General features: G+C 66.4%; 7 protein-coding genes, 1 rRNA gene and 2 pseudogenes. 6 read left to right on the top strand and 4 right to left on the bottom strand.

Annotated features, from left to right (window positions below; genetic code table 11):
• Positions 1-452, bottom strand: a 16S ribosomal RNA gene (locus tag NI18_RS07015); the annotation flags it as partial.
• A 625-nt stretch (positions 453-1,077) separates the two neighbouring features.
• On the opposite strand from NI18_RS07015, the pseudogene NI18_RS07010 reads away from it, so the two are divergent.
• A pseudogene (locus tag NI18_RS07010) lies at positions 1,078-3,680 on the top strand (exo 1,3/1,4-beta-D-glucan glucohydrolase).
• A gap of 22 nt (positions 3,681-3,702) precedes the next feature.
• On the opposite strand, the gene NI18_RS07005 reads toward NI18_RS07010, so the two are convergent.
• Together NI18_RS07005 and NI18_RS07000 are read right to left on the bottom strand one after the other, a co-directional pair.
• Positions 3,703-5,229, bottom strand: coding sequence for a hypothetical protein (locus tag NI18_RS07005; protein ID WP_031441830.1), 1,527 nt, complete (start codon positions 5,227-5,229; stop codon positions 3,703-3,705).
• Positions 5,230-5,673: 444 nt separating this feature from the next.
• Positions 5,674-5,883 (bottom strand): hypothetical protein, encoded by a 210-nt coding sequence (locus NI18_RS07000; RefSeq protein ID WP_037529027.1) that lies wholly within the window; start codon positions 5,881-5,883, stop codon positions 5,674-5,676.
• A 236-nt stretch (positions 5,884-6,119) separates the two neighbouring features.
• On the opposite strand from NI18_RS07000, the gene paoA reads away from it, so the two are divergent.
• The 4 genes and pseudogenes from paoA (at position 6,120) to NI18_RS06980 (ending at position 10,579) form a co-directional block, all read left to right on the top strand.
• The gene (paoA, locus tag NI18_RS06995) at positions 6,120-6,761 is read left to right on the top strand and encodes an aldehyde dehydrogenase iron-sulfur subunit PaoA (RefSeq protein WP_037529025.1); all 642 of its coding nucleotides are present in this window, start codon (positions 6,120-6,122) and stop codon (positions 6,759-6,761) included.
• On the top strand, positions 6,758-7,708 hold the full coding sequence (locus tag NI18_RS06990) for a xanthine dehydrogenase family protein subunit M (protein WP_031441828.1): 951 nt from the start codon (positions 6,758-6,760) through the stop codon (positions 7,706-7,708). Before paoA ends, NI18_RS06990 begins: the two co-directional genes overlap by 4 nt.
• 5 nt (positions 7,709-7,713) lie before the next feature.
• Complete coding sequence (gene paoC / locus NI18_RS06985; protein WP_031441827.1) at positions 7,714-9,915, top strand: aldehyde oxidoreductase molybdenum-binding subunit PaoC; 2,202 nt, start codon at positions 7,714-7,716, stop codon at positions 9,913-9,915.
• A 140-nt stretch (positions 9,916-10,055) separates the two neighbouring features.
• Positions 10,056-10,579 (top strand): annotated as a pseudogene (locus NI18_RS06980) (gamma carbonic anhydrase family protein).
• A 132-nt stretch (positions 10,580-10,711) separates the two neighbouring features.
• Here NI18_RS06980 and NI18_RS06975 read toward each other — a convergent pair.
• Positions 10,712-13,213 (bottom strand): M1 family metallopeptidase, encoded by a 2,502-nt coding sequence (locus tag NI18_RS06975; RefSeq protein ID WP_128082116.1) that lies wholly within the window; start codon positions 13,211-13,213, stop codon positions 10,712-10,714.
• Between the two features lie 128 nt (positions 13,214-13,341).
• Here NI18_RS06975 and NI18_RS06970 point away from each other — a divergent pair, with 128 nt between their 5' ends.
• Positions 13,342-14,316 carry a nitronate monooxygenase family protein gene (locus NI18_RS06970; protein WP_037529031.1) on the top strand — a complete coding sequence of 325 codons (975 nt, stop codon included), beginning with the start codon at positions 13,342-13,344 and terminating at the stop codon, positions 14,314-14,316.
• Positions 14,317-14,364 lie beyond the last annotated feature (48 nt).

Here is a 14,364-nt window from a genome sequence, read left to right as displayed (position 1 = left end):
TTAGCCGGAGCTTATTCTCCCGGTACTGTCATTATCATCCCGGGTAAAAGAGCTTTACAACCCTAAGCCTTCATCACTCACGCGGCATTGCTGGATCAGGCTTTCGCCCATTGTCCAATATTCCCCACTGCTGCCTCCCGTAGGAGTCTGGGCCGTGTCTCAGTCCCAGTGTGGCTGATCATCCTCTCAGACCAGCTGAGGATCGTCGGCTTGGTGCGCCTTTACCACACCAACTACCTAATCCTACGCGGGCTCATCCCTCGGCGATAAATCTTTGGACTTACGTCATCATCCGGTATTAGCAGTCGTTTCCAACTGTTATTCCGAACCAAGGGGCAGATTCCCACGCGTTACGCACCCGTGCGCCACTAAACCCGAAGGCTTCGTTCGACTTGCATGTGTTAGGCATGCCGCCAGCGTTCATTCTGAGCCATGATCAAACTCTCAAGTTTATGTCACCATCACGTCGCAGTGGAATTCCACGACACGACAGCTCATCTCAAGGAGCCGCTCTACACAAAATTCTTCAGACGACCCGCCCAGTTCGAAAACCGCACAGACCGTCCATTACGTATGGATACGTGAAGGACATATGAGAACGACTTAGCTTTAAACGATTATCCAGAGCCTTGAGGACCCCAGAAACCGCAAGCCGCCGCCCACATGTCCCTTCATCTAAACCTACAATGTCAAATAGCCGACAAAAAATACCGACACTCGCATAACCTCCCTTGCAGGAAGCTTGGAGCATCTGGTTGTTTGCGACCGCAGCAACCAGACCGTGTGGCCGTTCGCTGCGGTGACACCCCTCTAGGCCCACTCCCCAATCCCGTCAAACGCAAATTTCACTTTTATGGCAATTTTTGCGCCCTGGCGCGTTCTGCGCCCCCGTGACGCTTATAGCCGGCTTTCCGAACGGTGGCAGACAGCACCGGAGTTCGGATGTGAGCTCGATCCTTCACTTGCTTGTAACGTAAATGATTTGCCCGACGCCCCGCTGCGGCGATAGCAGGGTGGCAATGCCCGGGGGCGTCGGCATCAGTCGGAGAGCTTCGAACCGGGATCAGGGAGATAAAGATGTCGACGGGTTTCTCATCGGTGACGATCGCACTGCTGCTACAGACCGCGGCCGCGCCGATCGCGTCGCGACCGCCGGCCTCGCCGCCCCCTGCCCCTGCCCCGACATCTGCCCCAATATCTGCCGCGCCGGGCGGGAGCCAGACATCCACGCCGCTTTCGGCGGTCGCGAATCCAGATCTCTGGCCGACCGCCAAGGCCATGCCTTTGCGCGACGCGAAGATCGAAGCGCGGCTCGACGCGATCGTCGCGCGCATGTCGATCGAGGACAAGGTCGGCCAGCTGATCCAGGTCGACATCGCCAGCATCACCCCCGCCGACCTGCGCACCTACAAGCTCGGCTCGATTCTTAACGGGGGCAATTCGGGGCCGAACGGCGACGATCTTGCGCCGCCGATCGAGTGGCTGAAGCTCGCGGATGCCTTTTACGATGCGTCGATGGCGCGAAGCGACGGTCGGCCCGCCATTCCGGTGATCTGGGGCACCGACGCGGTGCACGGCAACAACAACATCCCCGGTGCGACGCTCTTCCCGCACAATATCGGCCTCGGTGCGACGCGCGACCGTGACCTGATGCGCGAGATCGGCCATGTGACCGCGATCGAGACCGCCGCAGCCGGGATCGACTGGACCTTCGCGCCGACGCTCGCGGTGGTTCGCGACGATCGCTGGGGCCGCACCTATGAAAGCTATTCGGAAGAGCCTGCGGTCCAGGCCGATTACGCCGGCGCGGTGATCGAGGGCGTGCAGGGCAAGGTCGGTACCAGGGATTTCCTTGCCCCCGACCGCGTGATCGCGACGACCAAGCATTTCCTCGGCGACGGCGGCACCGGCGGGCGCGACCAGGGCGATGCGCTGATCCCCGAAACGGCGTTGCGCGACATCCATCTCGGTGGCTACCCCGCCGCGATCGAGGCCGGCACCCAGTCGGTGATGGCGAGCTTCTCGAGCTGGAACGGCGCCAAGATGCACGGCAACAAGAGCCTGCTGACCGGCGTGCTCAAGGACCGGCTCCATTTCGACGGCTTCGTCGTCGGTGACTGGAACGGCCACGGCCAAGTCGAGGGCTGTTCGAACGAGAGCTGCGCCGCTGCGATCAACGCGGGGCTCGACATGTTCATGTATTCGGGCAGCGGCTGGAAGACGCTCTACGCCAACACGCTGAAACAGGCGCAGTCGGGCGAGATCTCCGCCGCTCGGCTCGACGACGCGGTCCGCCGCATCCTCCGCGTCAAGCTGCGCGCCGGCACATTTGATCGCGGTCGCCCGTCGTCACGCGCGCTCGCGGGCAAGATGGAGCGGATCGGCGCGGCCGACCATCGTGCGATCGCACGGCGGGCGGTGCGCGAATCGCTGGTACTGCTCAAGAACCAAGGCGGGCTGTTGCCGCTCAAGCCCTCGGCCAACATCCTGGTCGCGGGCGGCGGTGCCGACGATATCGCGCAACAGGCGGGCGGCTGGTCGCTGACCTGGCAGGGTAGCGGCCTCACCAATGCGAACTTCCCCAATGCCCAGTCGATCTGGTCGGGCATCGACGCGGAGGTCAAGGCGGCGGGCGGCACCGCGACGCTGTCGGCGAACGGCGGCTTCGCGAAGAAACCCGATGCGGCGATCGTCGTGTTCGGCGAACAGCCTATGCCGAGTTCAAGGGCGACCGCCCGACGCTCGACTATAGCCCCGACGACAAGGCCGATCTCGCGCTGCTGCGCAAGCTCAAGGCGGCGGGCGTGCCGGTGGTGGCGGTATTCCTCTCCGGCCGGCCGCTCTGGGTGAACGCCGAGCTCAACGCCGCCGATGCGTTCGTCGCGGCGTTCCTGCCGGGCAGCGAGGGCGGCGGCGTCGCCGACGTGCTGTTCCGCACCAAGGACGGGCGCATCGCGAACGACTTTCGCGGCAAGCTCAGCTTCTCCTGGCCCAAACGCCCCGATCAATATGTGCTCAACCGCGCGGACCCCGGCTATGATCCGCTGTTCGCCTATGGCTATGGGTTGAGCTACGCGAAGCCGGGCACCGTCCCGAAGCTCGACGAGACGCGCCCCGCCGGACTCGCCGTGGCATCGAGCGGCATCGTGTTCGGCAAGGGTCGCGTCCCCGAAGGCTGGTCGCTCGTCCTCGCCGAACAGGGACAGTCGAAGGTCCGCCTCCTTGGCGTCAATGCGACGACGACGAACCGGCGGCTCACCGCCTCGGCGGTCGACCGCCGCCGCCAGGAGGATGCACGCAGCCTCGTCTGGTCGGGCGGTGCGGCCGAGGCACGCATCGAGGCGGATCGTCCGCTCGATCTCACGCGGGAGAGCAATGGCGAGTTGAGCCTCGTCGTCGACCTGCGCGTCGATCGCGCCGCCAGCGCACCCGTCACGATCGGCATGGTCAGCCATGACGGTGCCGTGGTGAGCGTCCCGATCACCAGGACGCTCGCGACCGGTACGCCGGGCGAATGGCGCCAGGTCGTCGTGCCGCTGCAATGCTTTGCCAAGCGCGGTGTCGACATGGCGGATGTCACCGCACCCTTCGTGCTCGCGACCGACGGCGCGCTTGGGGTGTCGGTATCCGACGTGAGGATCGATTCGGCGCCGGTGCCGATGACCCAGTGCGGCGACTGAGGTCGATCGGCGTCGCGGCCGCCTAGACGGCGTTCGCGTCCAGCGGCGTCGTCCGCGGTTGGAGGCGGAACGGATCGAACCCCTGCGGCAGCCCGACGCTGACGGGATTCGGCAGGATCCGCCCTACCCGCGTCGCCGCGGCGACGACGTCGGGCGCGGTCCGGACCGCGTCGTCGACCGGGTCCGTCAACCGGTCGAGCGGCGTCGTCGTTGCGGAGCCGGTCGGCTGGACATAGCGCAGCGCCCAGTCGCGGGTCGTCTCGTCAGCGAGCCGGCGGATGACGAGCGCGCGCGCCGCGGCCTGGTCGCCCCGACAGACATACATCTGCATCGCGGCGCCCGGCACCAGCGCTTCGTCCAACAGCACCTCTGCGGTGACGGGTTCGGCGGCAGCGCTCTGTCCAGTCCGGGCGAGCGCACAGGCCTGCCAGGCTTTGACGAGCAGGACGGACGCGCGGTTGACGTTGCTCCCGTATCGTTTCGCCCGATCGAGAAAGACGTCGGCGCGCGTGAGGACCTGCGGCCAGTCGGTCTCCATCGCCGCCAGCTGCAGATAGGCGCCGTCGAGATTGAGGCCATTGCCCTGGTCGTCGGCCGGCACGGTCGTCGCGACCCTGGCCAGCAATGCCTGCGCCTCGTCATAGCGCCCCTGATGCGCCAGCGCCCTGGCGACGATCGGCGCGAGGAACACGCCCTCGCCCCGCGGCGCGCCCGCGGCACGCGCCTCCACTGGCACCGCCGCTCCGGTGTCGATCCCGTCGAACATTGGCAGGAACAGGCCGAGCACCGCGGGATACGCCTCGAGGCGGGAAAGGCGACGCGCATAGGGCGTAGCGGTGTCGAAATCGGCAGCCGCCGCCCAGTCGCCGCGCAGCTCGTCGAGGTAGCGCCGCGACTGGGCAGCGAGATCGGCCCCGGCCCATTCCGCGATCCGCGGCCAGAGCGGCGCATAGCGTCGGTCGATATAGAGTGTGAGCAGATCGTCCGGATCGCCGATCGTCGTGACGAGGTTTGCCGCCTCGTCAGTCGATGCGCCTGTCGACATCCGCATCGCCTCGCGCGTGCGGGACAAGGCTGCGGTCGAGCGTTCGGGCGCGAGCCCCGAACTGAAGCCGATCTCGCCAAGCCGGGCGTTGAGCCGGTCTGCCCGGCTCCGGTCGCCGATCTCGGTCAAACGCCCCGTCAACGCCATGACGACGTAGCGGTCGAAATGCCGCGTCATCTCCGGCGCAAGCCGGCTGGCCTGGAGGAGGAGATCCGCGGCGCGCTGCGGCGAACCGGAAAACGTATAGATTCCCGTCGCGACGAGTTTCGGCCGCGGATCATCCGGCAGAAGCCGCAGCGCCTCCTCGATCGCCGCGACCGCGGGGCCGGTCGCCTGCGCGCTTGCGAGAACACCGGCCCGCACCGTCTGCACCATGCCGCGCAGCGGCGTCGGCCGCGGCAGTTTGGCAAGGACCGCATCGAGCCGGGCGATGTCGGGCGATCGTCCGGCAATCGCCGACGCTGCCTCCGCCATCACCTCGCGATCTGCGGGATCGGTCGTCATCGCTAGGGGATCTGCGACCTGGGCGCGAGCCACCCCTGGGGTCATGCCAAAAGCCATCGTCACGGCGACCGCGGTCAGCGCCATTTTAGATCTGAAAACCGGTCTCATGCTGTTCCCCTCTGCACAGATCCGAGCACAGGGGGCGCAGACTGTCCATCGCTCCACCTCCGACTTTTTTTTGACGTCGAGTCGCGGCACCGATGAAAGCGCGAGGATGCGGACTGCGCGCGCGCTGCGGCAACCGGCAGCGCGTACAGTCAGGGCGAGCGACGCTGTTCACGGATCGCCGCCGTTATCGGCCGCCTTAACTGGCATCGGCCGCGCGCGAGCGGATCGAACGCCGAGACGGATCATGCCCGGACGGTCCAGCTGGCGATCCTCTAGAACGGGACCTTTCCCCGGCGCCACGACTGACGTGGTTTCGACTCGCCGAGCGCCAGCCCCTCAGGCGGGGTCCGCGCTGCCCTGTTCGGTGATCGGATGGAGCGCGGCGCGCACGTTGACCGACGTCAGCTCCTGTTCGATCCAGTCGACACAATCGCTGATCTTCGCCCCGACCAGCGCGTTGCCGCCCTCGTCAGCGATGCGCAACGCCTCCTCAAGGAGGAAAGCCATCGACCTCAGTCGAGCAACCGTCTGCGCGTAACTCTGCATCGCTCAATCCCTTGATCGTGATCATGACGATATCAGAATTGCGTGCGATTTGAAGGGTCAATGACGGTGTCGGATTGGGACTTTTTGGCTTAGACCGTCAATTATCTCGGTCCCGCCCTATGGCGCGGCAGCCGCCTGATACCTATTTTTTCCGAGTTAGGGCGGATTCCGGCGTGGCGACGCAACCGGTTCCGTGGCGATCCGTTCGTTAGCGGATCAGGGAGCTTTAGATCTTTATGAACAGCAATGACGGATTTCCCGTATCGCGCCGTGGCGTGATCGCGGGTGGCGTAGCGACCGCGACCCTGACCGGGACCCCGGTGGGTGCGCAGGTGGCGGCACCGCAACAGACCCCGCCGACGACGATGCCGGTGACGCTCAAGGTCAATGGCCGCAATACCCTGATCGAGGTCGATACGCGGACGACCCTGCTCGACGCGCTGCGCGAGACGATGAAGCTGACGGGCACGAAGAAGGGCTGCGATCACGGCCAGTGCGGCGCCTGCACGGTCATCGTCGAAGGCCGGCGGATCAACAGCTGTCTGACGCTCGCAGTGATGCACGAGGGCGACTCGATCACCACGATTGAGGGTCTGGGCACGCCGGAGAAGCTGCACGCGATGCAGGCCGCCTTCGTCAAGCATGACGGCTATCAGTGCGGCTATTGCACGCCAGGCCAGATCTGCTCCGCGGTCGCGACGCTCAACGAGATCAAGGAAGGCATCCCCAGCCATGCCACCGGCGACATCGCCGCCAAGCCGAAGGTGACGACCGCCGAACTTCAGGAGCGGATGAGCGGCAATATCTGTCGCTGTGGCGCCTATTCGAACATCATCGACGCGATCCACGACGTCGCCGGCACGGAGCGCATGGCATGAAGGCCTTTACCTTCGAACGCGCCAAGACCGCGAGCGCCGCCGCGGCAGCGGCGGTCCGTACGCCTGGCGCCAAGTTCATCGCGGGCGGGACCAACCTGCTCGACCTGATGAAGCTGCAGATCGAGACGCCGCAGCATCTGATCGACGTCAACGGCCTCGATCTCGATACGATCGCACCAACCAGCGACGGCGGCCTGCGGATCGGTGCGCTGGTTCGCAACACCGACCTCGCCGCCGACGCCCGCGTCCGCAAGGACTACGGCGTGCTCAGCCGGGCACTCGTGTCAGGCGCGTCCGGCCAGTTGCGCAACAAGGCGACCACCGCGGGCAATCTGCTGCAACGGACCCGCTGCCCCTATTTCTACGATACCACCAAGCCCTGCAACAAACGCCAGCCGGGCAGCGGCTGCGCGGCGATCGGCGGCTTCAACCGCAATCTCGCGGTCATGGGGACCAGCGATGCGTGCATCGCGACGCACCCGAGCGACATGGCGGTCGCGATGCGAGTGCTCGATGCGACCGTAGAGACGGTCAATTCGGCCGGCCAGACACGCGCCATCCCGATCGCCGACTTCCACCGGCTGCCGGGCACGACGCCGCATATCGAGACCGCGCTCGCCGCGGGTGAGCTGATCACCGCGGTCACGTTGCCAAAGCCGATTGGCGGCACGCACATCTACCAGAAGGTGCGTGACCGTGCCTCCTACGCGTTCGCTTTGGTGTCGGTCGCGGCGGTCATCCAGCCCGATGGCCGCGGGCGCCTTGCCTTTGGCGGCCTCGCGCACAAGCCGTGGCGGGTCGAAGCTGCCGAGGCGCAACTGCCCAAGGGCGCCAAGGCCACGGCCGCGGCCGTTCTGGCTGGTGCCCGCACGACGTCGCAAAATGCATTCAAGCTGCCGCTGATCGAACGCACGATCCACGCAGTGCTCGAAGAAGCGAAGGCCTGATCGCCATGAAGTTCGACACTCCCGCAACGACCAACCCGATCGACCGCATGAAGGTCGTCGGCCAACCGGTCGACCGCATCGACGGCAAGCGCAAGACCACCGGAACCGCGCGCTATGCCTATGAACGCAACGACGCCGCACCGAGCGCGGTCTATGGCTATATCGTCGGCGCGGCGATCGCCAAGGGCCGGATCGAGCGGATCGATTTCGCCGAAGCCAAGGCTGCACCAGGCGTCCTCGCCGTCGTCACGCATGAAAATGCCGGTACGGTGGCCAAGGCGCAGGCGCATACCGCCCGCATGCTCGCGGGCCCCGACGTCCAGCATTTCGATCAGGCGGTCGCGATCGTGGTCGCATCGACATTCGAACAGGCGCGCGCAGCGGCGAAGCTGGTCCGCGTCACCTATGCCCGCAGCGCCGGGAAATTCGACCTCGCCGCGGAGAAATCCGCCGCGGTGAAGCCGAAGGACGGCAAGCCCGATACCGCGATCGGCGACTTCGCCGGCGCCTTTGCCAAGGCCCCGGTCAAGCTCGACCAGACCTATACCACGCCCGATCAGAGCCATGCGATGATGGAGCCGCACGCGACGACCGCTGCGTGGACGGGGTCGAAGCTGACGCTGTGGACCTCGAACCAGATGCTCAACTGGGCGGTGCGCGACATGAGCGAGACGCTCGGCATTCCCAAGGAGGACATCCACGTCTTGTCGCCCTTCGTCGGCGGCGGCTTCGGGTCGAAGCTCTGGATCCGCAGCGATGCGGTGATGGCCGCGCTCGCCTCGCGGGCGATCGGCGGCAAGCCGGTCAAGGTCGCGCTGACCCGTCCGCAGATCATGAACAACACCACGCACCGTCCGGCGACGATCCAGCGGCTCCGGATCGGCGCGCGCAAGGACGGCACGATCACCGCGATCGCGCATGAAAGCTGGTCGGGCGATCTCCCCGGTGGCGGACCCGAGACCGCGCCGAACGTCACCCGGCTGCTCTATGCGGGCGCGAACCGGATGACCGCGACGCGGCTCGCGACGCTCGACCTTCCTGAGGGCAACGCGATGCGCGCCCCCGGCGAGGCGGTCGGGCTGCTCGCGCTCGAGGCGGCGATGGACGAGCTTGCCGAGACGCTAAAAATGGATCCGGTCCAGCTGCGCATCGTCAACGATACGCAGGTCGATCCCGAATCGCCCAAGCGCGCCTTCTCGCACCGCGATCTCGTCGGCTGTCTCAGGACGGGCGCGGAGCGGTTCGGCTGGAACAAGCGCAATCCCGTGCCGGGCCAGGTCCGCGAAGGCCGCTGGCTCATCGGCATGGGCATGGCGTCCGCCTTCCGCGACAATGTCACGATGAAGTCCGGCGCGCGCGTCGGGATCGACAAGAAAGGCGTCGTCACCGTCGCCACCGACATGACCGACATCGGCACCGGCAGCTACACGATCATCGCGCAGACCGCGGCCGAGATGATGGGCGTGCCGCTCGACAAGGTGATCGTCCTGCTCGGTGACAGCAGCTTCCCCGTCTCGTCCGGTTCGGGCGGCCAATGGGGCGGCAACAGCTCGACCGCGGGCGTCTATGCGGCCTGTTCGGCACTGCGCGACAGCGTCGCACGCAAGCTCGGCTTCGACCCGACCGACATCGTCTTCGAGGACGGCAAGGTGAAGTCGGGCAACCGCAGCGTATCGCTCGCCGAGGCGGCGGGCGATGCGGGCCTGTCGGCGGAGGACTCGATCGAGTTCGGCGATCTGACCAAGACTTATGCGCAGTCGACCTTCGGCGCCCATTTCGTCGAGGTCGCGGTTGATTCGGCGACCGGCGAGGTTCGGGTACGCCGGATGAGCGGTGCGTTTGCCGCCGGGCGAATCCTTAACCCCAAGTCGGCGCGCAGCCAGGTCATCGGCGCGATGACCATGGGCGTCGGTGCGGCGCTGATGGAAGACGCGGTCGTCGACAAAAGGTTCGGCTATTTCGTCAATCACGACATGGCCGAATATCATGTCCCGGTGCATGCCGACGTCCCCTATCAGGACGTGTTCTTCATGGACGAGACCGACGCCAAGTCGTCGCCGATGAAGGCCAAGGGCGTCGGCGAGCTCGGCATCTGCGGCGTCGGCGCCGCGGTCGCGAATGCGGTCTACAATGCCTGCGGCGTCCGGATCCGCGAATATCCGCTGACGCTCGACAAGGTGATCAAGGGCATGCCGCCCGTCGCCTGAAATACCGTCGCCTGACGGCCTGTCCTGCCGCCCTTGCAGACGATCCCGCCGTATCGCAGACATCGAACCGATGATCTGCGGTGCGGCGGTGTCGTTTCGGGCTTCGTCGCAGCCCGCGGGTTCGACGGAGAGACCTTGCGATGCCGCTTTATGCCCTGGGCGACAAACGCCCCACCTGCCACCCGACCGCCTGGGTCGCGCCAAGCGCCGATCTGATCGCCGATGTCCAGCTGGGCGAGGCGGCGAGCGTGTGGTTCGGTGCGGTCGTCCGCGCGGACAATACGCCGATCGTCATCGCGCGCGCAGCAACATCCAGGAGGGCGCGATGCTCCATTCGGATCCCGGCGCGCCGCTTCGGATCGGCGAGGATTGCACGATCGGCCATCACGCCATCCTCCACGGCTGCACGGTCGGCGACCGGTCGCTGATCGGCATGGGGGCGATCCTGCTCAACCATGCGGTGATCCCGGAGGACTGCATCGTCGGCGCCGGCGCGCTCGTCACCGAGGGCAAGACCTTTCCCGCGGGCAGCCTGATCATCGGCAGCCCGGCGCGTGCGGTCCGGCAGCTCGATGAACAGGCGATCGCGGCGCTCCGCATTTCCGCCCAGCATTATGTCGAGAAGGCCCGCGCCTGCGCAACCGGACTGACCCGTATCGACTAGCCATGCGCGCCGGACCCCGGGACATCGCCCGGGAAACGGCGCCGTTGTGTCAGCCGGCGACCCACTTGGTGACGGCGGGACGCAGCTGGTCGGCGGCGGCCTTGCGGACCGCGATCGTCGACAGCGACCGCGTCACGCGCCTCGCGACGAGGCGGGCAGATATTTGTCCGCAAAGGCGCTGATCTTGCCCGGCATCGCCGGATCGTTCGAGCCCGCGCCGAGCCCGACGATATAACCCGATCGCGTGCTCGCCTCGAGGAAGCTCTCGACCAGCTCACGGTTCGCGACTGCCCAGTCGAACGCCAGGTCGGGATGCGCCCCCGCGACGGCGCGGAGCAGCCCGGCCTTTTGCGGCGCGGAGATTGTGTCGGTCTTGAGCAGCGCGAGCGCCCGCCCCGCAGTTGCGGGGTCGCGCGCGGCCCCGAGCAGCGTCACGAACCGGTTCTTGGCAACCGGGCTCTTCTCCGCCTTGGCGAGCGCAAGCAGCGCGTCCCATTCCGCCGGGGTCGCGTTGACGGCATAGGTCGACAGGATCGGCTGGCGGATCGCCGGCGGGATCGCGGTCGGATCGGTCGCCAGCGCCGCGACATAGCGCCGCGCACGGTCCGCGACGCCCGTATCGCCATTGGTGCCGAGCCGCCCGACCAGCGTCTCGCGCAAATTGCTCGTCAGCGGCGATTCGCCCGGTTTAGCCTCGAAGCCGATCCGCGCGAGCACGGGGCCAAGGATCGCGACCGACCGCGCGCGCAGCGGCGCCTCGAGCGGGGTGTCGTCGTACAGCCCGGTGATCCGGCCGAGCGCGCCTGCGACCGACGACCATTCGAGCGGATCGGCGTCCGGCCCGACCTTGTCCATCACCGCGAAATAACGCGACAGGTCCTGATAGCCGCCCGCCGCCAGTGCGAAATCATCGCCCAGCGTGCCCAGCCGGTCGGCGAGGTCTAGTCTGGCATAGTCGCGGACGATCGCGGCATGGCCCGCATCGTCGTACATCACGCGGGTATAGCTGCCCTTGCCGCGGTTGAGGACGACCGTACCGCATCCCCGGATCGTGACTCGCGACGGCGCTGCGCCCGTGACGATCGTCGCCGTCTGCGCACCGCCGAGATTGCCCACGACCAGCGGCACGTGCCAGGTCTGCGGCGTCTTCGATGCCGCATCCAGCCCGAACCGGCCCTGCGTCAGCATGGCGGTGGTAACGCCGCCGTTGCAGGTCGCGCCCGTCATCGTCACCAGCGGCACGCCGCCCTGCAAGGTGAAGTCGTGCGCGATCTCTGCGACCGGCTTGCCCGCGGCTGCGGACAATTCGGCCCAGAGCTGTTCGGTGACCGTGTTGCCGTATTTATACTTGGCCATGTAGCTGCGGATGCCCTTGCGGAACACGTCGGGGCCGAGCGTCGATTCGAGCATGCCAATCACGGCCTGCCCCTTCGAATAGGTGATGCCGTCGAACGCTTCGCCAATCTGGTCGACGGTCTCGACCTTGCGGATGATCGGGTGCGTCGCGGACGTTGCGTCGATCCCCATCGCCCCCTCGCGCTCGCCCGACACCGCGGCCGCCTCGGATTTCCACGCTGGCACGAGTACGCCGCTCGACTTGCCCTCCATCCACGAGGCGAACCCCTCGTTCAGCCACAGATCGTCCCACCACGCCATGGTGACGAGGTCGCCGAACCACTGGTGCGCCATTTCATGCGCGACAACGGTATAAATGCGCTGCTTCGCGCTTTCGGTCGCGCGCTTCGGGTCGAACAGCAATTCGTTCTCGAAATAGAAGATCGCGCCCCAATTCTCCATCGCGCCGAAAAACTGGCTCGATCCCGGCCCCGCGATCATGTCCATCTTGGGCAGCGGATAGGGCTGGCCGAAATAGTCGTTGTAATAGGCAAGCAGGTCCTTCGCGGCGGCGAGCGCATAGTCGCCCTGATCGACGACTCCCTTGCGGCTGATGATGCCGATCTCGGTCTTGCCCGCCATCAGCGTCTTGCGCTCCATGTCCCCCATGCCGAGGAACAGCAGATAACTCGACATCAGCGGCGTCTCGCCGAACTTGTAGAGCTGCGTGCCGTCCGCCTGCTTCGTGATCGCCGTGGCAGGCATGTTCGAGAAGGCCAGCTGAGCGCCCGGCGCGACCGCGGACAGGCGGAACTTCGCCTTGAACGCGGGCTCGTCCCACATCGGTGCGAACCGGCGCGCGTCGGGGGCCTCGAACTGGGTCGCGAGCATCCGCGACGACGACCCGTCGGCATTGGCATAGTCGATCGCGAACAGCCCGGACGCGGACTGGTTGATCTTGCCCGTCCAGGCAAAGGCCAGGCTGTGCCGCCCGACGCTCACCGCCGCGGGCAGCGTCACCGTAAGCAGCTGTGCTGCGGCGTCCGCCTTTACGGTGGCGGGGCGGCCGTCGAACGTCGCCGACGTGATGTTCAAATCCGCCGCGTTCAACTGGATCGTCCGGGTCGCCTGCTTGACGTCGATGGTCACCGTCTCGGTCCCGCTGAACGTCATCGCCTTCGCATCCGGGCGTACCTGGATATCGTACAGGATCGGCACGACACTGCGCGGCAACTGCCCTGCGGCAAGCGCGGGCGCAGACACGGACAGCGCCAGCAAGGCGGCAACGGCAAACTTCATGGCGGCACATCTCCGGAACATTCTATGCCGACCGCTCTAAGCATTTGCGGTCACATGGCAATCACACGTGACTGCCGCTCTAACCAGAGTGCTGGCGCAGCCGTTTCGGCTGCGCTATGAAACGCGCCATGACCGTACCCGCTATTCTAAAGAGCCTGCGCCTGCCCGTGATCGGGTCGCCGCTGTTCATCATTTCCGGACCCGATCTGGTGATCGCCCAGTGCAAGGCGGGCATCGTCGGATCCTTCCCGGCGCTCAATGCGCGACCGCAGGCGATGCTCGACGAATGGCTCCACCGGATCACCGAGGAACTGAGCGCGCACAACCGCGCCAATCCCGACCGTCCGGCGGCACCGTTCGCCGTCAATCAGATCGTCCACAAGTCGAACGACCGGCTCGAACGCGATCTCGAAACCTGTGCCAAATGGCAGGTGCCGATCGTGATCACCTCGCTCGGCGCGCGTGAGGATCTGAACACCGCGGTGCATGGCTGGGGCGGGATCACGCTGCACGACGTCATCGACGACCGGTTCGCGCGCAAGGCGATCGAAAAGGGTGCCGATGGCCTGATCGCTGTCGCCGCGGGCGCCGGCGGCCATGCCGGACGACTGTCGCCCTTTGCGATCATCCAGGAGATTCGCCAGTGGTTCGACGGTCCGCTCGCGCTGTCGGGCGCGATCGCGACCGGCGACGCGGTGCTCGCGGCGCAGGCAATGGGGGCGAACTTCGGCTATATCGGCTCGCCCTTCATCGCGACCGTCGAGGCGAATGCCGACCAGGCCTATAAGGACGGCATCGTCGCGGGGCGCGCGGCGGACATCGTCTATTCGAACCTGTTCACCGGCGTGCACGGCAATTACCTGCGCGCGTCGATCGTCGCGGCGGGGATGGATCCCGATGCGCTGCCCGAGGGTGATCTGAAGACGATGAACTTCGGGGCCGGCGCCAATGCCGAGGGTGGATCGAAGCCCAAGGCGTGGAAGGATATCTGGGGATCGGGCCAGGGGATCGGCGCGGTCACCGCGGTCGAGAGCGTCGCCGACCGGGTCGACCGGCTCGAGCGCGAATATCGCGCGGCACGCACCCGGCTCGGCCTCGCCTAGGCCGGGCCCGCATAGCGGGACGCCCCGCCAGCGGCGCTAGAGCACGCG

It is taken from the genome of Sphingomonas sp. Ant20 (assembly GCF_000783375.1).
In the GTDB taxonomy this organism is placed as follows: Bacteria; Pseudomonadota; Alphaproteobacteria; order Sphingomonadales; family Sphingomonadaceae; genus Sphingomonas; species Sphingomonas aerolata.
Note: the sequence above shows the minus strand (reverse complement) of the source record. Positions and strands in the feature narration are given on the sequence as shown.